A 25,604-nucleotide genomic window follows, 5' to 3' on the forward strand; every position below is an offset into this window, starting at 1 on the left:
CATGTGCGGACCACGCCGGGAGCTGGATGGCGACCCGGAAGCCATGCGACGCTTCGCGAGTCAGGTGCTCGCGATCCGGCTGCCGGAGGCGAGCGCCGACGCTGGTGATCACCCCTGTCCGGGCGGGATGCGCGGATGCGCCAACTTTGTCGCCGTCGAAAGCGTCGCGACCACGGCACTCGCCCGATTCCTCGCCGAAACGGACGAAGCGCTCGACGCGCTGAAGGCGGCCGCTGCTTTGTCCGCAATGGACTACCTGGAGACCGACCGTTCGGGAACCGCGGACATCCTCGACGCTCTCCACGGTGCCGGGGAACAGGAGTCGTGAGCATGGAGTACGCCACCTTGTCCGTCGCGGCGCAGTTCGGGCTGGTCAGTGCCGAGGTGCACCACCATCTGCCAAGGGTTCAGGACGCCGCGCGCATGTGGCGGGCCGTCGCCGAGCAGCTCAGGGACGTGTCCGATTCGATGCGCCGGGAGCTGGATTCGCTTGCGACGCACTGGAACGACAGCACCGGCGCGGGGTTCGTCGTCGAGGTCGAGCGGCGCAGGGCCGCCATCGACGAACTGCTCGCGCGGATCGAGGATCGCGAACCGTGGCGTGCTCTCGACGATCTCGCCCGCCAGTTGCTGGTCACCAAGGCGAGGTTGGCCGATGCGCTGGAACGGTCCGTGCTCGTGCAGGTCTGGAGCGACGCGCAGGCCTGGCACGCCGTGGGGACGGATGGTCCCGGGCAGGCGCGCCAGGACGCTGGCCTGCATCGGGAAGGCGCCGCCTACCTTGCCGAACTCGATCGCTACTTCGACGCGGCCGCGGAGGCGGTCCACGGCTGCTCCGGCGGCGCACGACGAGCGGTCCCACCGGCCGGTGCACCGGAGCACCCCCACGCGACGACGTCCACGGCACCCGCCGCCGGTTGCTGTTCGGATGTGGCCTTGCCCGCGGGCCCGGCACTCGCCGGACTTCCGGGCGCGTTCCCCGCGCCGTTCGTGGGACCAGGGCCCGTCACCGGCGCGGCCCTGCCGCCGGGCGGTGTGTCGATACCAGGTCTCATCGCGATTCCGCCTGGTGCCTCGGGCGCAGGCGGAAAGCCGGGCAGCAGAGCTGAGCCGGCCGCTGCTGGCCCCGGCTCGTCCTGGCAGCCGGGAGCGGGTGGCGGGATCGGCTCGAGTGGCGTTCCCGGAGGTGCGGGCACCGGCGCCGACGCGGCGGCCGGGCCGCCGCGGATCGAGCAGGCCGCCAAGCCGGTCGCGAGCACCACGCCACCGACCGTGCCGGAAGCGCCGCGCCTGCCCGAGTCGTCCGCCGGATCCATACCGGGCTCCTCGGGCGGTGGCGGGCGGATGATGCCGCCGATGATGATGATGCCGCCGGGCGCGGGCGCAGCGTCCGGCAGTGGCCGATCCGGTGCGGCGAGGCCTGTCGGGGGGAACGAGCGACGCACGAGGTCCCCCCAGCCCACTCCGGGCGTTCCCGCGCGGCTGCGCGGCCGGTCCGGCCTCGCCGACCCCACGGCGAACGGCTTCCGGCCGCTTGCCATGTCCAGCAGGACCTCCGGGGCGGGCAACTCCGGCGCCCCGGGGGTTCTGGACCACGAGGTGTGGCAGGTCGACGAGTCCGTGGCGGCGTCGCCGCTGCGGCCGGAACGGCCGGAGCGACCGGAACGTGTCAGGAGAGCGGGTAATCGGGGGTTCTGATGCCGGTTCCCGCGGCCACACCCGGACGGCGGCTCGGCGGGGGCACCTGCGGGATGAAAGACTTCACCGGACGGCGTGATGGAGAGCACGAGGATGAGCACCGCGATGGCCACGGTCCCGGAGTACGGCGAGTTGGTACCACTGGGCGAGGGCCCGGTCGCCACCGTGCTGGCCGGGGTGCACGAGGCGACCGGCGAGGCGTTCGCACTGAAGGTCTATCCCGGCAGGCTGGACCGCAGATCCCGTGGCGAGCTGGACGACGAACTGTCCGCGCAGGCCGCGATTCGCGAGGACTCCGCGGTTCTCGTGCCGCACCGCGTGCAGGATCTTCCTGACGGGCGGCTCGCGGTGCACATGGAACTGTGTGCGCAGTCGCTGCCGGAGCTGATCAACGCGTTCGGCCCGCTGTCGATCGCGGACGCGCTCGCGTTGGGGGAGGCGCTCGCGGTGACGCTGGCGACGGCGCACCGCGCAGGGCTGGTGCATGGTGGGGTCACCCCGGGCAACGTGCTGTTCCGGCCGTCCGGCGCCCCCGTGCTGTCGGACTTCGGTCTTACCCTGCGCAGGGCATTCCCGCGTGACCCGGAACAGGACGTGGACTACCTGCCGCCCGAGACGGTGCGGGACGGCTCCGCCGACGAACGCGCCGACCTGTACGGGCTCGGTGCGATTCTGTACCTCGCACTGTCCGGGCGGTCCCCGCACCAGGGCCGGACGGGGGAGCAGCCGGGCGAGCTCATGCTCCGGGTACTCGGTGGCACGGTTCCCCCGCTCGAGCGCGCCGACCTGCCGTCCGGGCTCGGGCAGCTGGTGTCCGCGTTGCTGGAGAAGAACCCCGACGCCCGCCCGCTCGACGCCGCGACCGTCGCCTCCCGGCTGAGCATGATGATTGGGCCGCAGGGCACACAGACCCAGCTCGACCGGCCCGCGTTCGACGACTTCGCGGCGGCCGTCCCGCCTCCTCGGCCCGCCGCGACCACGGCGCCACCGCCCGTGCCATATCCCGTCGGGCCGCCGCCCGCGCCACCTCGCGCACTCGGACAGCCGATCCTCGAGTACGGGCCGAACGACGCCCGCCGCCGCAAATCGCACGGTGGGCTGATCCTGGCGATCGTCGGCGGACTGTCGGTGCTCGCCGTCGTGGCGGTACTGCTCCTGATGTACCGCCCGGACGAACTCGACGCGCCACCAGCGCAGGCCGAGACGGAGACGCCGACCCCGGCAACCGCGTCGGCCGCGGCGGTCCAACTCGAACTGAACAATCCCGTCGACAAGGGCAACTACGTCGAACTGTCCTGGCGCAGCTCGGAGCCGCTGGACTATGCGGTGATCGTCGCGCCTGAGGGCAAGGAAAACGAAACCATCTTCGTCCAGCGCAACACCACCTACCGCGTTCCGGTGGATCCAGTGCTCAAGTACTGCTTCCTCGTCCAGGGCGTCGCGAACGACGGACGCCAGACCTTCGAGAGCCAGGCCAAGCAAATCCGGGACGCCAACTGCAGCAAGTAGATCGTCAGATCCGTGGGCCCGGTCGCATGTGCGGCACTTTTCCGGGAAAGTGTCATACCCCGCGCGCGCAACCATGTCACTTTCCCGGGAAAGTGACATTGCGAGCGCACATGCGTCTCAGCCTCCGACCGACCAGGACACGACGTGATCCGGGGTGATCGTGACGATGGTGCGTAGGTCCGGCCAGTCTGTGACGTATCCGTTCACGTCCTCGGGAGCGAGGTAGCGGCGGGCGATCTCCCGAGCCTGTTCGACCGTGGTGTCGTCGTCCGCGGTCGCGACGGTCGCATGTCCCCGCATCATCACCGCCGGGTAGGGGTCCTCGAAAGTCTGGACGGAGAAAGCCGCCCTCGGGTCGCGCAGCAGGTTGCGTACCCAGACACGAGTGTCCGTCGTCCAGACCGTCACGAAGCCTGCGTTCCACCGGAACCAGACCGGGACGATGTGTGGTGATCCGTCCCGGCGCAAGGTGGAGATGACGCCGAGTGGGGTGGGAAAGGTCTGGGCGAGGAACTTTTCCAGTTCCGTCTCGCTCATGCTCACGGTCTCTTGCCTCTCATGGTTCAGGTATATGTAGCGACTGCTACAACGTAGCACCCGCTACACTTCCGTTCAACGGGACGAGGAGGCGTCATGGTCCGGAACACCGCACGACGTGAGGAGCTGGCTGAGCTGGCGACCGACTACGCGCTCGACCAAGGCCTGATCGGGCTGAGCCTGCGACCGCTCGCATCGGCGATCGGCACCAGCGACCGGATGCTGCTCTACCACTTCGACAGCAAGGACGACCTCGTCGCCACCATGCTCCGGGTGGCCAACGACCGGTCGGTCCGGACCGTCCGGTCCTTGCCGCGATCCAGGAGCGTGCGCACGGCGGTCCTGGATCTCTGGCGGGTCAGCACGTCGGAGCAGTCGGACCACTGCCACCGGTTGTACGTCGAGGCCGCGGCCCTGGGGCTACTCGGGTGTGAACCCTACGTGTCGGTGGTCCGCGAGGCCAACGAGCGTTGGGTGGATGCCCTCGCGGACCACCTGGTCGCCGCCGGTTGCGCACGGGCACGCGCGGGGCGAGCGGTGGCGCTGCTCGACGCCGCCTTCATGGGCCTGCAGCTGGACCTGCCGCTCGGCCGGAACGAGTCCCAGGGCAAGCGCGTGGTCAGCGACCTGGCGGACGCGATCGCCACGATCGCGCGGGGCTGACGGCGCCGGACATGTTCCGGTCCACCTCGCCGTGCGATCGCTTCCCGGTCAGGGGCGGGGTGGGAGCAGGACGCGGGGATCGACGGCCGCGCGAATGCGCGCTCGCCAGCCGCGCCCCGCCAGTCCTCGGCGGACGGTTCGCACAGCTGCCCACGCTTCACGACCCCGCTGCTTGTCCGGCTCCATCCCGCTCCACAGCGCTATATCCACTGTGGAGCTGAGCGACCGGACTCCCTCCACTGTGGTCCGGTCGAACACACCTGCCGCAGCGGTGGCCAGGTCGCGGACGGTCATTCCCGCCGACACCGCGACGCCATGGGCGCGCAACCGGTCGCGGACCTCCTCCCAGGCGCCGATGACCGCTCCCGTCCCCGCTCTGCGACGACGACGCCTCGCCCGCCACGCCGTGGCCGTGGGGACGCCGACGACCCAGGCCAGCAACACCAGCAGGGGGATCCCGGCCAGCACACCCACCAGGACGGGGCCTACCGGGCTGTCGGACTCCGGCCCTGCGACCTCCTGTTGCTGCGGTGCCACCGGCGGATCACGCAGGTCCTCCTGCGGCGGCAGCTGGGCGCGAGCCTGTGCCGCCGCCGCTGCCAGTCCGGCGCCGGCCGCCTGCCCGGACGTGGTCGCCGCGCCGCTCGGATCCAGCGGCACCCAGCCCACGCCGTCGACCGCCACCTCGGGCCACGCGAGCACGTCCGCATTGCGCACCGTGTACCGACCGTCGGGCCCTCGTTGCGCGGGCGCCCGGAATCCGACGACCAGTCGTGCCGGGATGCCGAGGACGCGGGCCAGCACGACGTACGCGGCGGCGAACTGCTCGCTCGTACCTCGCTTGTCGCGCAACAGGAATTCCGTCAACTGCGGCCAGGAGTGCCCCGTCGGCAGATGCTGTCCCGTCGCCAACCGGTAGTTCTTGCGCAGGAAGTCGTCCAGGACCAGTGCGGACTGGAAGGTCGGCCGCATTCCGTGTACCGCGTCCCTGGCCAGTTCCGCCACCCCGGGGGGCACGTCCCCGATGGCGCCGAGGCCGCCGGGGGCGTGCGGATCGATCGCGGACCCGATGAGTTCGCCGGGCGCCGTTTCCGGTTCCCACCACGTCAGTGTGTAGGGCGCGCCGCCCGCCTGCGGCGCCAGCAGCGTGCCCTGCTGTTCCTCGACGAGCAGGTCGATCCCGCGCACCCCGGCAGGCCAGGTCTGGCTCGGCAGCCACGGCCCGTCCAGCTGCACGGGGTCGATTCGTGCCGACCTTGCCCGCACGTCCGAGGTGATCGAGGGACTCGGGGCCAACTCGGTGCCCAGCCTGCGGTACCGCGCGCCCGGCGTCCAGTTCACGCCGTCGAAGTTGTCCAGCACCACCACGGGCCACCGGTCGACACCGGCGGCGCCGGACACCTCGAACACCGGTGCACCCGGATGCGCCATCCGGTAGGCGATCTGCTCCAGCGGGCTGGTCACCCTGCTCTGGGCAACGGGAGCCAACTGGTCGTGCTTCAACGAGTACCGGGGCGCGGTGGTGGGGGCCAGCACCCCGGCCACGATCGCGCACGCGACCGCGAGGACGACCGGCGGAGCGGCGCGCAGCAACGCGGGACCGACCCGGCGTGGTTCGGGTTTCCCGAGAGCTGATGTCGTGCCACCCACCGGATCGGCCCGCGTGCTCACCAGTACCGCCCCCGCGGCCGCCGCGTAGGCCAGCGCCGCGAGCACGGCCGCCGGACCCGACAGGGCGGCGTAGAGCTGGCTCAGCACCACGACGGCGAGACTCGGGGCGAGTGCGAGCAGGGGGACCCCGAGCCGGTACAGCAACTCGATACCCAGCACCGAGGCGAGGAGAACCAGCAACGGCACGAAGAGCAGCAGCGCCGCGTCCGGCCGGGCAGGCCAGGTCGACTGCAGGGCCAGCTGCCAGGAGTCGGTGGCCCCGGCGACGAGCGCACGCACCGTCTCGCCGCTCGGCAGTCCCGCGATCGTGGTGGGCCACAGCACGGTCTCGGTCACGACCAGCAGGCCCGCGCCGGTCACGAGCAGCGGCCGCCACGGTACGAGAGCCTCGTGGCGGGAGCAGAGCACGGCGACCGCGAACACCGCCACCGCTAGCAGGCCGAGGGGAAGCAGCAGCGCGGGAAGACCGAACACGGGAGCGAACAGCAGACCCGCGACGGCGGCGGCCAGCACCACACATCCCGTGGTCACGGCGCGGAGGGAGAACGTGCTCACCCGGCGACCTCGTTCCAACGACGCACCGCCTCCGCCGCGGTCGCGGCTCCCAGCACCCGCGCACCGGCCATTGAGGACTGTCCCTGAACAGTCGCCGACAGTGCTATCAGGAGGATCGTGCCGAACCGGCGCCGCACCAAGGACAGCGTGTTCAGTTCGGCCGTACCGGAGGTGACGACGACGAGGCAGCCGCCGGAGCCACGGCCCACGGACAGTGCCGCGGGCACCACGGCCGCGTCGTGCTCCCCGGTCTGGCCGAGTTCGCACAGTTCGTCGAGCAGCCGACGGGTCGCGGGTGCTCCGCCCGAAGTGGGCACGTCGAGCCCGGACGAGGTGACCAGCCTGCTGTGCTGCCCCGCCAGTGCGGACGCGCTGAGCAGTGCGGCCGCGACGTCGACGGCCTCCTCGAAGTCGTCGGAGGGCAGCGCGCCGGCACGGTCGTCCAGCACAAGGGTGAACCGCGGCTGTTGCGGGTCGGCGAGATCCCGGACCATCAGCCTGCCGGTTCGTGCGGTCGCCTTCCAGTGCAGGTGGCGTACCTCGTCACCGGGGACGTACTCCCGCACGTCCTTCAGATCCACCGAACCCCGCAGCCCGTCGTCCGTGGTGTTGCCCTCGTGGTGATGCCGAGGGTGCCCGCCGACGAGGGCGCGGGCAGGCAGTTTTCGCGGATACACCCACAGCACCGTGGTCTCTCCTGTCGGCACGTGATTGCGGGCAAGGCCGAAGGCGTCCACCCGCAGCAGTGTCAGGGGGCCAACGGTCACCTTGCCGCGCCTCGTGGTCGCCAGTTCGTAGTGATAGGTGGCCTTCCCTCCCGGCTGCAGGCCGCGAACGCGGACGGTTTCGGTACCGCCGCTCACACCGTCGGTGGCCAGGAACGCGGCCTGCCGCTTTCCGGCCGGGTTGCTCACCTGCAGCCGAGCCAGCGCGGGCCTACCTCGCTCGACCCGGTCCGGGTAGACGGAGCGGTGCACCGCTACCCGGATCCCGCGAGCGGTGAAGAGGACGGCGGCGACCACGGCGCCGAGCAACACCGCGCCCAGCGTCCACAGCAGCGGATAGCCGCCCCAGTGACCGCCTGCGAGCAACAGCGCGGCCAGCACGAGCACCGCGAGGCCGCGCGGGGTTATCCGACGCATCGTCCGAGTGGTCCGGTCATCGTTCAGCGGCTAGTGGCGTTGATCGCCGGTGCCGGGGTGGCTGCCAGCACCTCGCGCACGACGTCCACGCTGCCGCGCTGGTTCAACTCGGCGTCCGCGGTCAGGATGAGCCGGTGCCCGAGGACCGCCTCGGCGACGTCCTTGATGTCGTCCGGCGTGACGAAGGTTCGGCCGTCGGAGGCGGCCAGCGCCTGTGCGGTACGGACGAGCGCGATGCTGCCCCGTGGGCTCGCGCCGAACCGCACCGCGGCGTGCTCCCTCGTCGCGGCGGTGAGCCGGGCGGCGTACTCGCACACCGCGCGGTCGATGTACGACCTCCGGACCTCCTCGATCGCGGTGCGCAACGTGTCGATGTCCACGACGGTCGGCAGGTCGTCGGGCGTGACGCCCGCGCAGTCACTCATGATCACCAGCACCTCGGACGCGACGTCGGGATAGCCCACGGACAGCCGCATCAGGAACCGGTCGAGCTGCGCCTCGGGCAGCCGATAGGTGCCCTCCATCTCGATCGGGTTCTGGGTGGCCACCACGAGGAACGGCCGGGGTACGTCGTGCGCGACCGAATCCACCGTCACCCGGCGCTCGGACATCACTTCGAGCAGTGCGGACTGCGTTTTCGGCGTGCCCCGGTTGATCTCGTCGGCCACCACGATGTTCGCGAACACCCCGCCGCGGTGGAAGGTGAACTTCTCCTCGCGCTGGTGGTACACGCTCACCCCGGTGATGTCGCCGGGCAGCAGGTCGGGGGTGAACTGGATCCGGCTCCACTGCCCGCCGATGCTGCGTGCGAGACACCGCGCCAGTGTTGTCTTGCCCAGACCGGGCACGTCCTCGATCAGCAGATGTCCCTCGGCGAGCAGCGCGGCGACCGCGAGCCGGACCAGCTCGGGCTTGCCCCGGATCACCTGCTGCACGTTGTTTGCGATGAGCGCCGATACCTCGCCCGCCCGCGTACTGCTCACCCTGACTCCCACCGGTAGCGATTGGATTGCACGCTGTCGCCCGAACCGTCCGAGGCCTCCACCACGACCCAGACGTTCATCCCGACCCCTTCGAAGTGGAATGCCTCGAAGGTGACGTCGCCGTTCTCGTCGGTGGTTTGCCCGGAACCCGGGTTGTTGTAATCCGGATCGTCGGCATACGGCGTGATGCTGTACCTCGTGTTCGGTTCGAAGCCCCGCATCTCGACCAGCATCAGACCGCACTCGGGAACCTCGCAGCCCTCGTAGTCGTCAGTTCTGCCTCTCGACACGGTGACCGACCTCGAATCCGGCACTGTCACCTGCGTCGTCGCCGGTGTGCCGCGCCCGGCGCTGTTCTGCGCGACGACGGTGATCGTGTAGGTCACGCCGACCTCCAGACCGGAGATGACCGTGGAGCGTGCGCTGCCCGGCAGCGAGCGCGTACTCGCATCCGTTCCCGGCTGCCACGACACGTGATAGGCGCTCACGGTGGCGCCGTTCGGGCTCGCCGCGCCCCAATCGACGTGCGCGTCCTCGCCGCGGAGGTCCGCGGCCAGGTTGGCGGGGATACCCGGTGGGCTCGCCGGTACCGGCTTGGGTTCGGGTTTCGGCTGGGGTTCGGGGTTCGGCTCTGGCGGCGGGTCCGGCCGGGCGGGCGGTGTCTGCTGCCGTTGCTCCCCGGCGTTTTCGTCCGCGGCCTGCACGTCGCGTGGTGTGTCCTGTCGGCGATCGGGCTGCCGGTCGGGTTGCGGTTCGGGGTTCGGTTCCGGCTCCGGCTCCGGGGCGCGCTCGGGCGGAGGGGCCACGGGTCCGCGCCGCTCGTCCGGCTCCTGGGTGCCGACGACGGGAACCTTGCTGACCGCGCCGTCGGGGTCGACCACCATCACGTGCTTGCCCTCGGCACCGTCGACGTACACCCGCTTGTCCTCGCCGCGGGTCAACTTGGGATCACCCGACTCCGGCGGCACCGGCGTCGACTGCTGCTGTTCGCCGTCGGGACCGTAGGTCAGCACGGTGTCCCGGGTGAGGTCGAGCAGGACCACCGCGGACTCGCTCGCCGTCGGGCCCGAGTACTCGCCGTCGGGCAGTGTGACGGTGACGGGGGTCGCGGGTTCGGTATCCGTGTCGAGGCCGGATGCGTCGAGCAGGTGCATCTTCCGCGCGGCTGGCTCGAGCACCGGGATCCGTCCCGACGTGTCGGCCGGGGACACCCGCGCGGCCGGGGTGACGTCGACCTTCGTCGGTGTCGGTCTGCCGATGCCGTCGTCGGACAGCGGCAGCAACCGGTCCGCGGTGGTGTCGAGGAAGACCGCGCGCTCACCCACGACCGTCAGCGAGCCCGTGTGCCCGGCGGGCGTGACGGCGGGACAGGTGATCTGGTCGGCGTCCTTCGGCAACCGGCACAGCACACCGGAGTCGAGCCGGTGCAGCCACAGCGTGCCGTCCGGCGTGGCCACCGGGTCTCCGACCGCCGTGCCGGCCGACATCGTCGCGGACGGGCTGCCCAGTCGCACCACCTGACCGGCTTCCCGGTACACCAGATAGGGCCCGCCCTCCGCCTCGATGGCGAACGGGCGCTCGCCGGTGGGCGGTGTCATCGTGCGCTCGACCGTGAGGCTCGACTTGCCGAACTCGGTGATCCTCGACCGGCCGACCACGAAACCGCTGGTCTCGCCCTGCACCACCTGACTGCCGGGCTCGATGCCGGGGATCTCTGCCTGGCTGTCCACACCCTTCGCGATGCCGTTGACGTGGAACACCGAGCCGAGTTCCGTGTTCGCGACCCAGTGTCCCGACTGCGCGAACTCGAGACCGGTGACCGGCTTGGTCGCGGCGGAGAGCGCGGCCGTCACCGCGGCCGCGCAGACAGCGATGATCACCACCAGCGGCAGCCGCCGTCGCAGATTGGTCCCCATCACGCAACGAGCATAGAAGAACGCGGTACAGATTCGGTCAATCGCAGGTACATCCGTTTCCGATTCGACCTCATAAACGCCCCCCGTTCTCCGGCAGCACCAGTTCGAAGATCGCGCCGCCTTCTTCGGCGTTGTAGACCCGCAACACCCCGCCATGCGCCTGCGCGACCCAGCGCACGATGGAGAGACCGAGGCCGCTCGAACCGCCGCCGCTGCTGAACCGGTCGAACGTCTCCTTGGCCACGGCGGCGTCGATGCCGGGGCCGTGGTCGGCGACCGTCACCCTGCCGCCCGCGACCGTGATGTGCACGATCGCCGCCGAGTTCGGCTGGCGCCCGTACCGCAGTGCGTTGTCCAGCAGGTTGCCGATGGCGCGCTGCATCAGGGCGGGATCCACGTTGACCTGCGTCGGTGCCGTCGTCACCGTCACCTGCGCGCCGTCGGTCGGGGTCTCCTCGACGACCCCGGTCACCAACTGGTCCAGCCACACCGGCTGGATGGCCGGCATCTCCACTCCCGCGGCCAGCCGTGCCCGCACCAGCAGACCGTCGATGATGCCGCCCATCCGCGCGGCCAGCCGCACCGTCCGCGGCAGGAGGTCGGGGCGCTCGGCGGGGTTGCGCAACGCGGTCTCGGCAAGCGCGCGCAGCGCCGCCACCGGAGTGCGCAGGTCGTGTGCGGTCTCCGCGAGCAGCGTCTCCTGCTGCTCCAGCGCCGCCGTCGCGGGCCGGATGGCGCGACCCGCCAGCACGTGGCCGGTCACGCCGAGCCCCGCGACGAGCAGCACGCAACCACCGACGACCCAGAGGATCAGCCGGTCGTGCGCTGCCTCAGCCGCCCGCGCGTCCGCTGCCGCGACCACCGCCCCGACGTACTGCCCGTTGTCGTTCCGGAACGGCTCGGCGGCGATCCGCACGAGTTCGCCGTTGCTGCCACGGATGTAGCCGCTGAGGATGCGACCGCTGAGCGCGGCGTTCTCGGCGTGAAAGCTGAGCACGCCGATGTCCACCGGGACGCAGGTGCGCGCACTGACATGTCCGGTGAACTGCCCCGCGGCGCCGGGCAGGACCGCGAACTGCGGGCACTGCGTGTTGATCTGGTCCTCGCCGATGTACGCGGTGACGATGGCGCCCTCGGCCCCCACCAGGCGCAGGACGGTGGAGGTCACCCTGCGCAGTTCCCCGTCGAGTTGCTGGTCCCGCTGCTGCCCGTCCCCCTGGATGACGAGCCAGGCGAGGACGACCAGCCCGGCCGCGTTCAGGACGGTGAACAGCAGGGTCAGCAACAGACGCAGTCGCCGCAGACGATCGGCTGCCGATCCCTTCACGAGTCCTGCCGTCCCGCCGCGAGGCGGTACCCGCGACCGCGCACCGTGTGGATCAGTTCGGGTTCGCGCAGCTTCAGGCGCAACCGCCGCACCACCACATCGACCACATTGGACATCGGATCGGTGCTGGAGTCCCAGCAGTGCTCGATCAGCTCGCTCCGCCCAACGGCCTGCTCCGGCCGGGCCAGCAGGTACTCCAGTACGGCGAACTCCTTGTCGCTCACGGTGAGCAGCACCCCGCCGCGGCGCACCTGCCTGCGGGCGCAGTCCATCTCCAGATCGGCGTGCCGCAGGATGGACGGTCTGCCCGCACCGGAGCGGCGGCACAGGGCGAGCACTCGTGCGGTCATCTCCGCGACGGCGAACGGCTTGACCAGGTAGTCGTCGCCGCCGTGCTCGAAACCCGCGACCCGGTCGGCGAGGCTGTCGCGCGCGGTCAGGAACAGCACCGGCACCGCCCAGCCCGACTGCCTGCGCCGGTGCACGTACTCGGTCGCGTCACCGTCGGGGAACATCCGGTCGAACACCACACAGTCATGGTGGCCGGCGGACAGGGCCGCGTCGGCGCTCGCGACGTCCGCCGCCTCGTCCACGCGCAGTCCGGTGGCGGTGAGTTCCGCCGTGATCGCCACGCGCAGATCCTCGTCGTCCTCCGCCACCAGCACCCGCCAGCGCGGTTCGTCGTCGGCTGTCATCGGAACCTCATGTGCACCGGGAGATCGTAGGGCGAGACAGAGCGAGGGGAGGTGGGAACACGATGCTCTTCCAGGTACTGGGGCCACTCGAGATTCGTGGCCGCGACGGCGTCACGCACCGGTTCGGTGCCGGAAAGCCGGCCAGGGTGCTGGCCGCCCTGCTGCTGGAGCCTAACGCGTGGGTCCCGGGGAATCAGCTGATCGAGGCCACCTGGCAGGAACAGGCCGTGCCGAGGTCGGCGGAGGCCAACCTGAAGACCTACGTGTGGCAGTTGCGCAGGCTGCTGCCCGAGCACGACGACGGCCCGCGTATCGAGGGCAGGGCCGGCGCCTACCGGCTGAGTGTCGGCGACGACGAACTCGACTCGCGGTGCGCCGCCGAACTCGGTGTGGCGGCCAGGGGGGCGATCGAGGACGGCGATCCGGCTTCCGCGCTCGCTCTCCTGCTGCGGGCACGGCGGTTGTGGCGCGGTGCGCCGTTCGAGGGGGTCGGTGTCCGCGCTCCCGATGCCGTCGACCGGCTCGAGGAACTGCGGCGGCAGCTGTGGGAGAGCCTCGCCGAGACCCAGCTGACGCTGGGACACACCGGCGACGCGGTGGCCACGCTGCACGAACTCACCGTCGACGACCCCATGCGGGAGAGCGCATGGGCCATGCTGGTGCGGGCGCTGCACACCATGGGCAGGCCCGCCCAGGCACTCGCCACCTACCGCAGGGCACAGCGGGTGCTGGCGGACGAGCTGGGCGTCCGGCCGGGGCCCGAGCTCGCCGCTGCCCAGCGGTTGGTGCGCAGCGGAGACGACTGTCCCGAAGACAGCGCCGAGGGAGCAACGCGGCGCGAGCTGCCGCGTGCCGCACCCTGGTTCACCGGCCGGGCCGACGAGCTCGACGTGCTGCGCACCGCTTGCGCGAGTCCCTCGGCCACGGTTCTGGTCGCCGGAATCGGCGGGGTCGGCAAAACCGCTCTCGTCGTGCAGGCGGCACACGAGTTGTCCGATCGCTTTCCGGACGGCCAGTTCTTCCTCGACCTGCACGCCACCGGCCGGCGAGGCCCGGTGGGTCCCGCCGCTGCGCTGGCGCGCCTGTTGCGCGGGATCGGAGTCCCGCAGCCACCGTCCGATGTGGATGAATGTGCGGCGCTGTGGCGTTCCGAGCTCGCGCACCGGAGCGTGCTTCTGGTCCTCGACAACGCCGCGGACGCCGAGCAGGTCGAGCCGTTACTGCCTGCGGTGGGGGCGAGCATCGCGCTGGTCACCACCCGCAACCGTGACTGGCACCTCGACGGCGCTGCCCGCATCGATCTGGGGCCGTTGCCCTTTCCGGATGCTGTGGCGATGTTCCGCGCCGCGGCGGGGGACCGGTGCGAGCGGGTGGACTCGCCGGACGTCGCCGCGGTCGTGCGGCACTGCGGGGGAGTGCCGCACGCACTGCGAGACGCGGGGATCCGGTTGCGGACCCGCCCGCGGTGGACGGTTCGCCGGCTGGCCGCCGAGCTCGCGGCCACGGAAAGGCCGCAGGAACCGCGTCGGCGGGAACACGACCACCAGGACAGGGTCGCGTGAGGAAATGGCGATGACGACGAGACATCAGCCCCCGCCGCTCGTGCACCCGCAGGCGGTTCCCGCGCGGGAACGCGGACAGCGGTCGCAGGGCCGGCCGCTCCGGACCGTTGCGGCCGCGGCGAGTGTGCGCGCGGTGCCCCGGTTCACCACCGCGGTCCTGCCGGAAACGGCGCCAGTGCCTGTTCCCACGGGAAGTCATCCGGCGGTGTCGATGCCCAGCACGACCGCCGCGTGCCCACCCGAGCCCAGCCGGGAAACGCAGGCGGACGCTGAACTTCCCGTCCTGCGGATCGTCTGCTGGCAACTCGCGCTCGTGCTGGGCTTCGTCGCGATCGGCCGTCCCTGGCCGGTGGCTCTCGCGCTGGGGGTGGCGGCGACGGCCCTGCTCGCGGTGACGGCGGTACGGCTGCGCGGCAGCTGGGCCTCGACGCTGTTGCGCAGGTGGCTGCGGCTGCTCCTGCCGAACCGTCGTCGGGACCTGACGGACGCCCGTGCACCCGCCGCGCTGCTCGAACTGCTGGCGCCGGGAACCAGGATCAGCACGGGCACGGCCGAGCTGGCCGGCTCACCGTGCGGTGTCCTCAGCCGGGACTCCGAGCTGCTCGCGATCCTGCGGCCGGTCCGGGCGGGCGCGGACGAGTTCGCCCGCGCCGCGCTGTCGGGTTCCCTGTTGCCCGATCCCGATCAGGCCCTGCCGGTCCTGCGGCTGCAACTCGTGTTGCACAGGGGACCGCAGGGGCCCGCCGTCAGGGCGTGGCTCGCGGTGCGCGCGCTGCGGCAGGTGGACGTCGCCGACGACACCGAGTTGCGGACGGCCCTGAGCAACACGATCCGGCGCATGCGGCGGCGGTTGCGTAACCACGGTCTGGAGGCCGCGGTGCTGGCCGAGCAGGACATGCTCGCGACCCTGACCGCGCTCACCCACGTCGGACCGGGACGGGGAGCGATCCGGGAGGACTGGAGCTTCTGGCGCACCGGGCCGGTGGCGCAGGTGGGACTGCGCCTCTCCGGGCCCACGCCCGGCCGGGACCGGGTGCGTCTCGTCGGAAACCTGCTCGCCGCCGTACCGGGTGTGGCGTTCACGGCCGCGCTCGTTCCCGGGGAGCCGGGCCTCGTCCTGCGCCTCGCGTCCACCAGCGAGGCGGTGGTGAACGCGGCGGCGCTGCGGCTCACCGGTCTCGGCCCCGCGCTCGACATGCGAATCGACCGGCTGGACGGGCTGCACGGGCCCGCGACCGCAGCCACTCTGCCGATCGGAGGAAACCCGCTATGACCGTCCACGCACCGGAGTTCCGGAGCCACCACTCCAGCCCGCCGAGCCACCCCCGCCTTACCGTGGTGCGTGATCACGCCACGCCCCAGGTCGCCGTGTCCGCGCACGCCGGACTCGACGCGAAGCTGGCAACCGCCACCAGGGAGGTCGTCGTCGTCAGCTCGATGAGCGCGACAGCGGCCGACCCGATCGCACTGTTCCGCCGGATCGACCACGAGAACCTCCGTCGCGGGGTGCGCTATCGCGTGCTCTTCCCGGACCGCGCCCGCGTCACCCCGTTCGTCGCCGCGCGGCTGAGCGCGCTCGCCCTCTCCGGTGCCGAGGTCCGCACCACAGGTGCGGTGCCGATGGACGCACTCGTGATCGACGGGAAGTTCGCCGTACTGCCCAGTGAAGGGCAGGACGGGCGGCAGGGCGGGATCGCGATGTTCCGGTTGCCCAGCGTCGTGGCGGCGACCGTCGGGCTGTTCGAGCGGGTGTGGTCGGCCGCGGTGCCGCTGGTCGCGGACGAGGTCCCTGGCGGCACCGGTCTGACCGAACGGGAGCGGGAACTGCTCACACTGCTCTCGGCCGGGTGCACCGACGAGTCGGCCGCGGCGCGGCTGGACATCTCGGTGCGCACCGTGCGGCGAATGGTCTCCGGCATCATGAGCCGGCTCGGCGCCCGCAGCCGCTTCCAGGCGGGGGTGAAGGCGGCCGACCGCGGCTGGCTGGTGGAGGGAACGGGCTGATGACGACGGCGTCACGCGACCGCACCGTGCTGGTCGACCCGGAACGGCACGGTGCCTATTCCAGTATCGGCGAGGCCCTCGTCGACTCGGTTGACGGCACGGTCGTCTCCGTCGCCGCGGGCACCTACGCGGAGACACTCGAGATCGTGGACCGCGCGCTCACCATTCGCGCGCTGGAGGGTGCCGACGTGGTGCTCGACGGCACCGGCGCGGATCGTCCCGTGGTGCTCGCGCACGGTGGCCGGGTCGGTCTGCACGGACTGACCCTGCGAGCCGGTGGCGTGGCCGCCGTGCGCGCCGACCACGCCGAACTGACGATGTCGGCCTGTTCTCTCCGGGCGCGATACGGCCCCGCCGTGCTGGTCCAGGGGAGCGGGCCGGTGACCATCACCGACACCACGATCGACGGCGCCGAGCACGGCGTCGTACTGGAGGGCGCGTCGGGCGTGCTGGAGAACGTGACCGTCGACAACGTGTCCGGGGACGGCATGATCATCGGACTGGGCGCGGATCCGGAGATCCGTTCGTGCACGATTTCCGGCTGTGGCCATCGAGGACTCTACGTGTACCAGCATTCGCGGCCCGTCGTCCGGGACTGCCGGATCAGCCGGACCGGCAGGGCGGGGATCGCCGTGGCCCACCGTGCTGCGCCGGAACTGAGCCACAACTCGGTTCTCGACACACGAGGTGTCGGCATCGAGGTCGGCGCGGACTGCGGGGGCTCGATCGAGGCGTGCGACGTCGAGAACACGGCGGAGCCGGGAATCCTGCTGGCGCAGGGGAGTACGGCACGTCTGCGGACCGCGCGGGGTGGTACGGGGCCCGGATCGGGTGGGTCCAGAGTGGACACTCTGCTCGCTGAGCTCGACGGTATGGTCGGGTTGCGCGGGGTGAAGGCCGAGGTGCGGTCGCTTGTGGACGAGATTCAGGTCAACACGTGGCGGACACAGGCCGGACTGCCGACCGGCGTGGTGAGCAACCACCTGGTTTTCGCGGGCGCTCCCGGCACCGGAAAGACGACCGTGGCGCGCACCTACGGAAAGCTTCTTGGCGAGCTGGGTGTGCTGGCCCGCGGCGAGTTCACCGAGGTGTCACGCCGTGATCTCGTCGGCCAGTACGTCGGGCACACCGCGGAGAAGACCGCGGAGGTGTTCGAGCGGGCGCTGGGTGGGGTGCTGTTCATCGACGAGGCGTACACCTTGTCCCGGCTCGCGGGCAGCGGCGGCGACTTCGGCCAGGAGGCAATTGACATGCTGGTCAAGCTGATGGAGGACCACCGCGACGACATCGCGGTGATCGTCGCGGGCTACACCCGTGAGATGGACGACTTCCTTGCCGCGAACCCGGGTCTGGCGTCGCGGTTCTCCAGAACCGTCGAGTTCGAGAACTACAGCCCGGACGAGTTGGTGCACATCGTCGAGCGCATGGTCGCGGCGGGCGAGTACGACCTCGACCCGCGGTCGCACCCGGTCCTGGCCGAGCACTTCGCCCGGCACACGGACGAGGTCAACTTCGGCAACGCCCGTGCCGCCCGCAGGCTGTTCGAGGGGATGCGCACGGCGCAGTCGAGCCGCCTGCGTGGCTCGGGGCGAATTCCCCAGCCTGCCGAACTGCGGGCGCTGTGCGTCGACGACGTGCTCCTGGCGATCAGGCGTTAGGCACTTTCACGAAACGGACGCGGCCGTTCAACAGAGCGGGGCGATCACGCTACAGTTCGTGTGTGCGCGTGCTGGTCACCGAGGACGACGAGAATCTCCGGGTGGCCGTGGAGGCTTCGTTGCGCGGGGCCGGTTTCGCGGTGGACGTAGCCGTGGACCTGCCGGACGCGGACGAGGCACTGAGCGTCAACGCCTACGACAGCGTGGTGTTCGACCGGATGCTGCCGTCGGGCGACTCCCTACGCTACGTGGAGACCCGCCGAAACGCGGGCTGGCAGGTGCCGGTGCTGTTCCTGACCGCCCGCGACACCGTTCCTGACCGAATCGCCGGGTTGCGCTGGGGCGATGACTACCTGGTCAAGCCGTTCGCCGTGGTGGAACTGATCGCCCGGGTACGCAGCCTGTGCAGGCGGGGTGGAAGCGGGCAGGCACCGGTGCTGCGCCTACGGGACGTCGAGTTGGACACCGGGCGACACGAGGCGCGCAGGGGCGGCACCCTGCTGATCCTGACGGCCAAGGAGTTCGTCGTCCTCGAACGGCTGCTGGCCGCGGACGGCACACCGGTCCACAGGGCGGAACTGATCGCCGCGGCCTGGGACGAACTCGTCCCGCCCGCCTCCAACGTGCTCGACGTGCTCATCGCGCAACTGCGCCGCAAGCTCGGACAGCCACCGGTGCTGCACACCGTGCGCGGGGTCGGCTATGTCCTTCGCTGAACTCGTCTGCGCGACGAGCCATTGGCCCACGACTCCGGCACGGATCGTGGGCCAATTGTCGGGCGTCGAATCACCGACAGGTCAGCGGCATTCCCAACGTACGGCGTGCCGCTCGGTCGAATCAGGGAGGGTGACGGCGCCCCCGATCACCTTGCCGCCGTCGCTGATCGCCTGTGCCTCGTCGTTCGGCTCCTGCGGGTTCAAACCGGGAAGCTGGAGCAGTTTCCCGGAGATGACCACGGCGGCGTGGTTGGAGTCGTCGGTACCGACCGTCCAGCCCTGCGCGTTGATGTCAAAACCCGTCGAGCCGGCCATCACCTCGACCGTGTCGTCGTCCAGCCGCCAGCGAAGAGTTCTCGGCTCACCATCGATCTTGCCGCGGCCGACAACCCATCCGTCACGGATCTCATGTGCCGTTGTTCTCGTGACCGAGCCCTCCGGAGCGGGAAGGAAGCCGTGGCTGCCGTCGGGATGCCAGACGTAGGCGCGCATGCCTTCGGCGGTGGTCACCCATCCGACCATCGTGCCGTCTTCGTCAACGTCGAGCGTATAGCCGGATCGTTTCGTGTCCGGGACCGGCAGAGTCACCGGAGGAGCATCATGCTTTCCGGCCGGGTAATAGGCGGGGACAGTTTTCTCTCGAATGTTGTCACTTTTGAGCCACAAACTCGCCGAAATGTCGCCGCGCTCATTGATGCCGGAAAGAGTTACTGAACTGACCGTATCCTTGTCGTACGGAAGTTCGGTCACCACGCCGTCCTGGAACATCTCCGGTTCGGTTCCCCAGGCGATGACTGTTCCGTTCGAATTGACTTCCGTCGCCTCGGTGTACTTGTGCTCGAACGGTAGGACGGACGCCCTGCCGTTGTCCCACAGCAGGGGGACTCTCGCCTTGTCGTCCCCGTCGCGCCCGTAGCCCCGGCCGACCAGATAGCGGCCAGTCGGGTCAGTGCCGAACACCAGGCTCTGCCGGTAGTTTCCGGGCTCAGGTAGTCGTTCTATCTTGCAGTGTGGTGCCACCGGCACCGGATCGGCCGAGGTCGTGGCGGCGGCGCCAGAAGGCATTCCAGTGAGCAGAACCCCCGTTGTCGTGAGGAGAACAACGGAAACGCGGGATGCTGAACGTATGCGTTGAGAAATCGGTTTCATGTCCACTTTCCCGGAAAATGGTTTCTGGTGAGCGGCAAGCATAACCGGCAATAGATGGTATTGGCTATTTGTTTGACAGAAGAACTGGGAAGCTAAAATCGGCCGAATGCTACTGTCGCAATGTTGGTGAAAGTTTTGGCCATGGTGGGCACCCGATTGTCCGATTGCTCAGTTCGAAGCCGTGCATCGTCACGCCACGCTGCACGCGGATCCCGATCGCTCCGTCGCGTCCGGTCTCGTCTGATAGGCGAACCACTGGCCCACGTCTCCGTGACGGAGCCGTGGGCCAGTGGCCGGGAGTCGAATTACAGGTCAGCCGCATGTCCAACGTACGGCGTGCGAGCTTTTCGAACCAGGGAGATTGGCGGAACCGCCGATCACCGTGCCGTCGTCGTTGATCGTCATTGCCTCGTTCTTCGGCTCCTGCTGGTTCAACCCGGGAAGCTCGAACAGCTTTCCGGAGATGACCACGGCGGCGTGCCACCGGTCGTACGTGCCGACCGACGAGCCCTGCGCGTTGACGGCCCAATACGCATCGCCGGGCACCACCTCGACCGTGTCGTTGTCCAACCGCCAGCGAGGGGTCTTCCACTCACCGTCGATGTCGGCGCTGCCGACAACCCATCCGTCACGGATCCCGCTTGCACTTGTCAGTGCGACCGTGCCCTCCGGAGCGGGAAGGAAGCCGTGGCTGCCGTCGGGATGCCAGACGTAGGCGCGCGTGCCTTCGTCAGTCTCGATCGATCCGACCATCGTGCCGTCGTCGTCGATGCCCTCCGTATCCCCGGATCGGGTCTTGTCCGGGAGCGGCAAAGTCACCGGAGGTGAGTCGTACTTACCGGCCGGGTAGTAGGCGGGTACCAATGTCGCCCGTGTGCCGGATTCGGGTTTGACCCATAAACTCGCTGAAATATCGCCGCGTTCATTGATGTCGGTCAGATTGACCTGATCGATCGTCTCCTCGTCGTACGGAAGTTTGATGGTCGCCCCGTTCTGGAGCACCGTCGGCGCCATGCTCCCTGACGCGATGACCGTACCGCTGGAATTGACTCCTGCCACTCGTGCGTACCTGTCTTCGAATGATATGACGGACACCTTGTCGTTGTCCCATAGCACGTGTTCCCAGCCTTTGGGTCCACCGCCGCGTGGCCAGCCCCGGCCGGTATGGTAACGGCCGGTTGGGTCGCCTTCGGTCACCACGCTCGCTTCGTAGCCGCTGGGCTCTGGCAGTCGTTCCAACGCGCAGTCGGGTGCTACCGGCACCGGGTCGGCCGGGGACGAGGCGAGGGCGGGCATTCCGGTGAGCAGGATCCCCAGTGTCGCGGTCAGCGCAACGGAAACACGAGATGTCGAACCTCTGCGTCGATGAAGAGTTTTCATATCTGCCTCCTGAAACGGTTGACGTCGAGGGGTGAACGTAACCGGCGAGAGGCACTCTTAGTTCATTGTTGAGAAAAGAATTCGGAAGCTAAAATCGGCCAAATGCTGCTGTCACAATGTTGGCGAATGTTTTGGCCACCTTCAATGCCCGAATGCCGGATTGCCGGCCCCGGGCACTCGGGTCAGGAGCGTAGAGCGAAGGTGACGCCGGGGGCAGTGGGAGATTCGGGAGCCGATGGCCTCGGCAGCCAGCGGTCGTCGCGCACCGCGAGTTCCCCGTCGACGGCGGCGAGCACCGCGTCCCGCGCGACCGGCAGGGCTTCGGCCACCGTCACGTTCCTGCCGAGTTCGAAGCTGAGCGAGGTGACACCCGCGTCCCGGATGCCGCAGGGCACGATCTTGTCGAACGCCGCGAGGTCGGCGTTGCAGTTCAGTTCGAAGCCGTGCATCGTCACGCCACGCTGCACGCGGATCCCGATCGCGGCGATCTTGCGCTCCGGCCCCCGGTCATCGGCGGGAATCCACACACCACTGCGGCCCTCGACCCTTCCCGTGCTGACCCCGAACCGCTCGCACACCGCGATCAGCGCCTCCTCGAGGCGCCGCACGTAGTGCACCACGTCGATCGGGTCCGCGAGTTTGAGGATGGGGTAGCCGACGAGCTGCCCGGGCCCATGCCAGGTGATCTTGCCGCCCCGGTCGACGTCGATCACCTGGGTGCCGTCGCTGGGCCGGTCCGCGGCCTCGGTGCGCTTGCCTGCCGTGTACACCGAGGGATGCTCGAGCAGCAGCATCGTGTCGGGGCCCATGTCGTCCGCGCGTGCGACCGCGTGCGACCGCTGTAGCTCCCACGCCTCGAGGTAGTCGATGGTGCCGACTTCTCTGACGTCCACGGCGCCGGTCGCTGCGCGGCAGGATTCAGCTGATGCGTTCGCCGATGCATTCACAGCACTCACAGCGCCGAGGTTACGCCGTCCCGCGCCGGGCCGACACCGGGTCCCGCTTCGCGGACAGCAGGCCGAGGCAGGCGCTGACCAGCAGCCCGACGCCGGTGACGACGAGCACAGCGCCCACCGTGTCGGTGAGCCAGTGCACGCCCAGATACACCCGGAACGCCGCGCTGATCAGGGTGGCGAGCACCGCGAGGGCGATCACGGTCCGCAGCACGTGCGGTACCAGCCAGCCGCAGAGCAGGACGAGTGCGAAGCCGACGCTCGCCACCGAGACCACGTGACCGCTGGGGTAGCTGAGATCCGGGTACTCGCGCGGCCGGTCCCTCGCGAACAACGGCTTGAACACGAAGCTGGTCGCTCTGCACAGCACGAGCACCGCGGTGACGCGCAGCAGCAGCGATGCTCGTTCGCCGTCGCCCGCCGCCCTGCGCCACAGGGCGGCCAGCACCAGCACCACCGCGAGCACGGCGGGGAGCACGGGTCCGAACGCGTCACTGAGCAGCCCCGCGGCCGGGCCGAGCGGCGAGCGCCACTGCCCGTGCAGGCCGGAAGCGATCGCGGCGTCCAGCGCAGGAGGCCGCTGCCGGACCAGGAGTCCGAGTGCGACGAACGCGACGAGGAGGCACACGCCCACCAGCGCGAGCGTGGCCGGCCTGCGGTTCACAGTTCGGCGGCGAGGGCTGCTTCGAGGTCGGGGTGCGTGAACTCGAACCCTGCCTGCTGGAGCACCCCGGGGACCGCCCTCGGGCCGGTCAGGACCATCTCGTCGGCGGTCTCACCCAGAACGAGGCGCAGCGCCACCCCCGGCACCCACCACGGAGCCGGGCGGTGCAGGGCTCGGCCGAAGGCCCGGGTGAACTCGCTGTTCGTCACCGGCTGCGGCGCCGCCAGGTTCACCGGGCCGCTGACCTCGTCGTGTTCCAGCACGAACTGAATCGCGGCCACCTCATCCGTGAGGCTGATCCACGGCATGTACTGGGCGCCGTCGCCCAGTCGGCCACCGAGACCCAGCCGGAACAGCGGCCGGAGCGTGCCAAGCAGACCACCGTTGCCGGAGAGCACGGGAGAGGTGCGCAGAAGGACGACCCGCGCGCCGGCCTGCGCGGCGGGCGCCGTGGCCGCCTCCCAGAGGACACAGAGTTCGGCCAGGAACCCGGTGCCCGCTTTGCCCGACTCGTCGACGACGGCACTGCCGGTGTCGCCGTAGTAGTTGATCCCCGACGCGTTGATCAGGATCGGCACGCCGTGCTCGGCGACCGCCTCCGCGAGCACCTCAGTGGGTTCCAGCCTGCTGTCGGTTAGGACCTGCTTGCGTGCGGCACTCCACCGGCCGGACGCCAGTGGGGCACCACAGAGGTTCACCACAGCGTCAACGTCGTCGAAGGCGCCCTCGTCGACCCGGCCCGCGGGCGGATCCCAGCCGGACTCGTCCGCCGCCGAGGCCTCCCTGCGCACGAGGCGGCGCACCTCGTGCCCGGCCGCACGCAGCCGTGTGCCGAGGGCATGACCGATCAGGCCGCTCGCGCCCGCGATCAAGATTCGCATATGAGCACCCTATGCGGAAACGACGAGGGGGCGCCCGCCGAGCGGACGCCCCCTCACCCGAACTTCTTGTCAGAGCCCGAGTTCGTACTCGAAGTTGCCTTCCTCGAGCCGCTGCTTGATCGTCGTGACGAAGCGACCCGCGTCGGCTCCGTCGATCAGGCGGTGGTCGTAGGTGAGCGGCAGGTATGCCATCGACCGGACGGCGATGGTGTCGTTGCCGTCGGTGTCGGCGATGACCATCGGGCGTTTCACGACCGCGCCCGTGCCGAGCATGCCGGACTGCGGCTGCACGATGATCGGGGTGTCGAACAGCGCGCCGTTGCTGCCGATGTTGGTCACCGTGAAGGTGCCACCGGTCAGCTCGTCGGGCTTGATCTTGTTCGTCCGCGCCCGCTGCGCCAGGTCGGCGATCCGGTGCGCGAGCCCGGCGAGGCTGAGTTCGCCCGCGTCGTTGATGACCACCGAGAGCAGACCGCGCTCGGTGTCCACGGCGATGCCGAGGTGCACGGCGCCGTGGTAGGTGATCTCCTTTGTGTCCTCGTTGTACGAGGCGTTGACGTTCGGGTGCTGCTTCAGTGCCTCGACCGTCGCCTTCGCGAAGAACGGCAGGAACGTCAGGTTGACACCCTCCCGCTCCTTGAAGGCGGCCTTCGCCCGCTGCCGGAGCTGGGCGATCTTGGTCACGTCGACCTCGTGCACCTGGGTGAGCTGCGCCGAGACCTGCAGCGACTCCCTGGTCTTGATCGCGGTGATCTGCCGGATGCGGTTGGCCTTCTGCACGGTGCCGCGCAGGGCGGCCTTCTCCGAATCCGACACCGGCGCCGGTGCGCTCGCCGCGGCCGGAGCCGAGGACTGGGTCGCGGGCTGTGCGGGCTCTGCCGCGGCGGCGGGCTGCTGCTTCTGCTTCGCGTCGACCGCCGCCAGCACATCCTGCTTGCGGATGCGCCCGCCGACCCCGCTGCCGTTGAGGCTCGCGAGATCGATGTCGTGCTCGGCGGCCAGCTTCCGCACCAGCGGCGTGACATAGGGCGTGCCTGCGCCGTCGCTGTCCGAAGCGGCGGGTGCCGCCTGTGCCTGTGGCTCGGGCTGCTTCGGCGGTGCCTGCTGCGGTTCCGGCTGCTTCTGCTCGGCAGGCTGTGCCGGCTGAGCGGGCTGCGACTGCGGGGCCTGCTGTGCCGGTGCTTCCTGCCTGGGCTCCGCCTGCTCCGGCTGCTGTGCCTGTTTCGGAGCGGGTGCTTCCTGCGCGGGCTGCGCGTTCTTGTCGCCGATCGTGGCCAGCGTGCCGCCGACCTCGACGGTCTCGTCCTCGTTCACCTCGATGGACAGGACAGTGCCCGCCACCGGTGAGGGAACCTCGGTGTCGACCTTGTCGGTGGAGATCTCCAGCAGCGGCTCGTCCACCTCGACGGAATCGCCGACCTGCTTGAGCCACCTGGTGACGGTGCCCTCGGTGACGCTCTCACCGAGCTCGGGCAGCTTCACGGGGGTGCCGGAACCGTCGGAGGAGCCGCTTCCGCTCGGGGCCTGCTGGGCAGGCTCCGGCTCGGGCTGGGCCGCCGGTGGGGCGGGTTCCTGCTCCTGTGCGGGCTGCGGCGCCTCCTGCTCCTGCTGCGGCTGTGCGGAGCCCGAAGATTCCGACGACGCCGCCGAACCGCCTGTCTCCGCGCCGCCGCCGGAGCCGTCGTCGATGACGGCGAGTTCCCCGCCGACCTCGACGGTCTCGTCCTCCTGGGCGCTGATCTTCATGACTGTGCCGGCAACCGGGGACGGAACCTCGGTGTCGACCTTGTCGGTGGAAATCTCCAGTAGCGGCTCGTCCACTGCGACACTGTCACCCTCCTGCTTCAACCACCGGGTGACGGTGCCCTCCGTGACGCTCTCGCCGAGCTCCGGCAATGTGACGGAGTAGGCCATCGTTCGCTGACTCCCTTGCGTGTGGAA

The 25,604-nt window shown here is 70.0% G+C and carries 22 protein-coding genes; 9 read left to right on the forward strand and 13 right to left on the reverse strand.

Features of this window, described 5'->3' with window-relative positions; translation table 11 throughout:
• Window position 1 precedes the first annotated feature (1 nt).
• The 3 genes from BM199_RS16035 (at window position 2) to BM199_RS16045 (ending at window position 3,207) form a co-directional block, all read left to right on the forward strand.
• The gene (locus BM199_RS16035; RefSeq protein WP_091674042.1) at window positions 2–328 is read left to right on the forward strand and encodes a hypothetical protein; all 327 of its coding nucleotides are present in this window, start codon (window positions 2–4) and stop codon (window positions 326–328) included.
• A 2-nt stretch (window positions 329–330) separates the two neighbouring features.
• A complete protein-coding gene (locus tag BM199_RS16040; protein WP_091674043.1) occupies window positions 331–1,698 on the forward strand; it encodes a WXG100 family type VII secretion target in 1,368 nt (455 codons plus the stop codon).
• 93 nt (window positions 1,699–1,791) lie between these two features.
• Window positions 1,792–3,207, forward strand: coding sequence for a serine/threonine-protein kinase (locus tag BM199_RS16045; protein ID WP_245788395.1), 1,416 nt, complete (start codon window positions 1,792–1,794; stop codon window positions 3,205–3,207).
• Between the two features lie 117 nt (window positions 3,208–3,324).
• Here BM199_RS16045 and BM199_RS16050 read toward each other — a convergent pair whose 3' ends face one another.
• Entirely contained in the window at window positions 3,325–3,744 is a 420-nt protein-coding gene (locus BM199_RS16050) for a TIGR03618 family F420-dependent PPOX class oxidoreductase (RefSeq protein ID WP_091674044.1), read from the reverse strand.
• Between the two features lie 96 nt (window positions 3,745–3,840).
• Between BM199_RS16050 and BM199_RS16055 the strand changes: the two genes are divergently transcribed.
• Window positions 3,841–4,407 carry a TetR/AcrR family transcriptional regulator gene (locus BM199_RS16055; protein ID WP_091674045.1) on the forward strand — a complete coding sequence of 189 codons (567 nt, stop codon included), beginning with the start codon at window positions 3,841–3,843 and terminating at the stop codon, window positions 4,405–4,407.
• A gap of 48 nt (window positions 4,408–4,455) precedes the next feature.
• Here BM199_RS16055 and BM199_RS16060 read toward each other — a convergent pair whose 3' ends face one another.
• The 6 genes from BM199_RS16060 to BM199_RS16085 all read right to left on the reverse strand — a co-directional run bounded on the left by BM199_RS16060 (window position 4,456) and on the right by BM199_RS16085 (window position 12,696).
• Window positions 4,456–6,633 carry a transglutaminase TgpA family protein gene (locus BM199_RS16060; RefSeq protein WP_091674046.1) on the reverse strand — a complete coding sequence of 726 codons (2,178 nt, stop codon included), beginning with the start codon at window positions 6,631–6,633 and terminating at the stop codon, window positions 4,456–4,458.
• Window positions 6,630–7,775 (reverse strand): DUF58 domain-containing protein, encoded by a 1,146-nt coding sequence (locus BM199_RS16065; RefSeq protein ID WP_091674047.1) that lies wholly within the window; start codon window positions 7,773–7,775, stop codon window positions 6,630–6,632. The genes BM199_RS16060 and BM199_RS16065 overlap by 4 nt, the downstream gene beginning before the upstream one ends.
• Window positions 7,776–7,798: 23 nt before the next feature.
• The gene (locus BM199_RS16070; protein WP_091674048.1) at window positions 7,799–8,758 is read right to left on the reverse strand and encodes an AAA family ATPase; all 960 of its coding nucleotides are present in this window, start codon (window positions 8,756–8,758) and stop codon (window positions 7,799–7,801) included.
• On the reverse strand, window positions 8,755–10,674 hold the full coding sequence (locus BM199_RS16075; RefSeq protein WP_091674049.1) for a fibronectin type III domain-containing protein: 1,920 nt from the start codon (window positions 10,672–10,674) through the stop codon (window positions 8,755–8,757). The genes BM199_RS16070 and BM199_RS16075 overlap by 4 nt, the downstream gene beginning before the upstream one ends.
• 70 nt (window positions 10,675–10,744) lie before the next feature.
• Window positions 10,745–12,001, reverse strand: a complete 1,257-nt coding sequence (locus tag BM199_RS16080; RefSeq protein WP_091674050.1) for a sensor histidine kinase — start codon at window positions 11,999–12,001, stop codon at window positions 10,745–10,747.
• A complete protein-coding gene (locus BM199_RS16085) occupies window positions 11,998–12,696 on the reverse strand; it encodes a response regulator transcription factor (protein WP_177242641.1) in 699 nt (232 codons plus the stop codon). Before BM199_RS16085 ends, BM199_RS16080 begins: the two co-directional genes overlap by 4 nt.
• 62 nt (window positions 12,697–12,758) lie before the next feature.
• Here BM199_RS16085 and BM199_RS16090 point away from each other — a divergent pair, with 62 nt between their 5' ends.
• The 5 genes from BM199_RS16090 to BM199_RS16110 all read left to right on the forward strand — a co-directional run bounded on the left by BM199_RS16090 (window position 12,759) and on the right by BM199_RS16110 (window position 18,636).
• On the forward strand, window positions 12,759–14,258 hold the full coding sequence (locus tag BM199_RS16090; RefSeq protein ID WP_091674051.1) for an AfsR/SARP family transcriptional regulator: 1,500 nt from the start codon (window positions 12,759–12,761) through the stop codon (window positions 14,256–14,258).
• 10 nt (window positions 14,259–14,268) lie between these two features.
• The gene (locus BM199_RS16095; RefSeq protein ID WP_245788396.1) at window positions 14,269–15,531 is read left to right on the forward strand and encodes a type VII secretion protein EccE; all 1,263 of its coding nucleotides are present in this window, start codon (window positions 14,269–14,271) and stop codon (window positions 15,529–15,531) included.
• Window positions 15,528–16,262 (forward strand): helix-turn-helix transcriptional regulator, encoded by a 735-nt coding sequence (locus tag BM199_RS16100; RefSeq protein WP_091674052.1) that lies wholly within the window; start codon window positions 15,528–15,530, stop codon window positions 16,260–16,262. Before BM199_RS16095 ends, BM199_RS16100 begins: the two co-directional genes overlap by 4 nt.
• The gene (locus tag BM199_RS16105) at window positions 16,262–17,920 is read left to right on the forward strand and encodes a right-handed parallel beta-helix repeat-containing protein (RefSeq protein ID WP_091674053.1); all 1,659 of its coding nucleotides are present in this window, start codon (window positions 16,262–16,264) and stop codon (window positions 17,918–17,920) included. The genes BM199_RS16100 and BM199_RS16105 overlap by 1 nt, the downstream gene beginning before the upstream one ends.
• Window positions 17,921–17,982: 62 nt before the next feature.
• The gene (locus BM199_RS16110) at window positions 17,983–18,636 is read left to right on the forward strand and encodes a winged helix-turn-helix domain-containing protein (protein WP_091674054.1); all 654 of its coding nucleotides are present in this window, start codon (window positions 17,983–17,985) and stop codon (window positions 18,634–18,636) included.
• Between the two features lie 81 nt (window positions 18,637–18,717).
• Here BM199_RS16110 and BM199_RS16115 read toward each other — a convergent pair whose 3' ends face one another.
• The 6 genes from BM199_RS16115 to sucB form a co-directional block, all read right to left on the reverse strand.
• On the reverse strand, window positions 18,718–19,701 hold the full coding sequence (locus BM199_RS16115) for a hypothetical protein (RefSeq protein WP_091674055.1): 984 nt from the start codon (window positions 19,699–19,701) through the stop codon (window positions 18,718–18,720).
• Between the two features lie 396 nt (window positions 19,702–20,097).
• Window positions 20,098–20,985 (reverse strand): hypothetical protein, encoded by an 888-nt coding sequence (locus tag BM199_RS16120; protein ID WP_143101840.1) that lies wholly within the window; start codon window positions 20,983–20,985, stop codon window positions 20,098–20,100.
• 362 nt (window positions 20,986–21,347) lie between these two features.
• Window positions 21,348–22,112: a lipoyl(octanoyl) transferase LipB gene (lipB, locus tag BM199_RS16125; RefSeq protein WP_091674057.1), complete on the reverse strand. Its 765-nt coding sequence runs from the start codon at window positions 22,110–22,112 to the stop codon at window positions 21,348–21,350.
• A 19-nt stretch (window positions 22,113–22,131) separates the two neighbouring features.
• Window positions 22,132–22,782, reverse strand: coding sequence for a phosphatase PAP2 family protein (locus BM199_RS16130; protein WP_091674058.1), 651 nt, complete (start codon window positions 22,780–22,782; stop codon window positions 22,132–22,134).
• Complete coding sequence (locus BM199_RS16135) at window positions 22,779–23,663, reverse strand: TIGR01777 family oxidoreductase (RefSeq protein ID WP_091674059.1); 885 nt, start codon at window positions 23,661–23,663, stop codon at window positions 22,779–22,781. The genes BM199_RS16130 and BM199_RS16135 overlap by 4 nt, the downstream gene beginning before the upstream one ends.
• Window positions 23,664–23,732: 69 nt before the next feature.
• Window positions 23,733–25,577, reverse strand: a complete 1,845-nt coding sequence (gene sucB / locus BM199_RS16140) for a 2-oxoglutarate dehydrogenase, E2 component, dihydrolipoamide succinyltransferase (protein ID WP_091674060.1) — start codon at window positions 25,575–25,577, stop codon at window positions 23,733–23,735.
• Window positions 25,578–25,604 lie beyond the last annotated feature (27 nt).

The organism is Amycolatopsis marina (genome assembly GCF_900111885.1).
Lineage (GTDB): Bacteria > Actinomycetota > Actinomycetes > Mycobacteriales > Pseudonocardiaceae > Amycolatopsis > Amycolatopsis marina.

Excerpts from the sequence above, each read along its gene's own strand:
- BM199_RS16055 (WP_091674045.1), top strand. The coding sequence starts at position 3,841 with ATGGTCCGGAACACCGCACGACGTGAGGAGCTGGCTGAGCTGGCGACC.
- sucB (WP_091674060.1), bottom strand. The coding sequence starts at position 25,577 with ATGGCCTACTCCGTCACATTGCCGGAGCTCGGCGAGAGCGTCACGGAG.
- BM199_RS16090 (WP_091674051.1), top strand. The coding sequence starts at position 12,759 with ATGCTCTTCCAGGTACTGGGGCCACTCGAGATTCGTGGCCGCGACGGC.
- BM199_RS16135 (WP_091674059.1), bottom strand. The coding sequence starts at position 23,663 with ATGCGAATCTTGATCGCGGGCGCGAGCGGCCTGATCGGTCATGCCCTC.
- BM199_RS16085 (WP_177242641.1), bottom strand. The coding sequence starts at position 12,696 with ATGACAGCCGACGACGAACCGCGCTGGCGGGTGCTGGTGGCGGAGGAC.
- BM199_RS16115 (WP_091674055.1), bottom strand. The coding sequence starts at position 19,701 with ATGCCTTCTGGCGCCGCCGCCACGACCTCGGCCGATCCGGTGCCGGTG.
- BM199_RS16040 (WP_091674043.1), top strand. The coding sequence starts at position 331 with ATGGAGTACGCCACCTTGTCCGTCGCGGCGCAGTTCGGGCTGGTCAGT.
- BM199_RS16100 (WP_091674052.1), top strand. The coding sequence starts at position 15,528 with ATGACCGTCCACGCACCGGAGTTCCGGAGCCACCACTCCAGCCCGCCG.
- BM199_RS16105 (WP_091674053.1), top strand. The coding sequence starts at position 16,262 with ATGACGACGGCGTCACGCGACCGCACCGTGCTGGTCGACCCGGAACGG.
- BM199_RS16050 (WP_091674044.1), bottom strand. The coding sequence starts at position 3,744 with ATGAGCGAGACGGAACTGGAAAAGTTCCTCGCCCAGACCTTTCCCACC.
- BM199_RS16065 (WP_091674047.1), bottom strand. The coding sequence starts at position 7,775 with ATGCGTCGGATAACCCCGCGCGGCCTCGCGGTGCTCGTGCTGGCCGCG.
- BM199_RS16045 (WP_245788395.1), top strand. The coding sequence starts at position 1,792 with ATGAGCACCGCGATGGCCACGGTCCCGGAGTACGGCGAGTTGGTACCA.
- BM199_RS16075 (WP_091674049.1), bottom strand. The coding sequence starts at position 10,674 with ATGGGGACCAATCTGCGACGGCGGCTGCCGCTGGTGGTGATCATCGCT.
- BM199_RS16035 (WP_091674042.1), top strand. The coding sequence starts at position 2 with ATGTGCGGACCACGCCGGGAGCTGGATGGCGACCCGGAAGCCATGCGA.
- BM199_RS16095 (WP_245788396.1), top strand. The coding sequence starts at position 14,269 with ATGACGACGAGACATCAGCCCCCGCCGCTCGTGCACCCGCAGGCGGTT.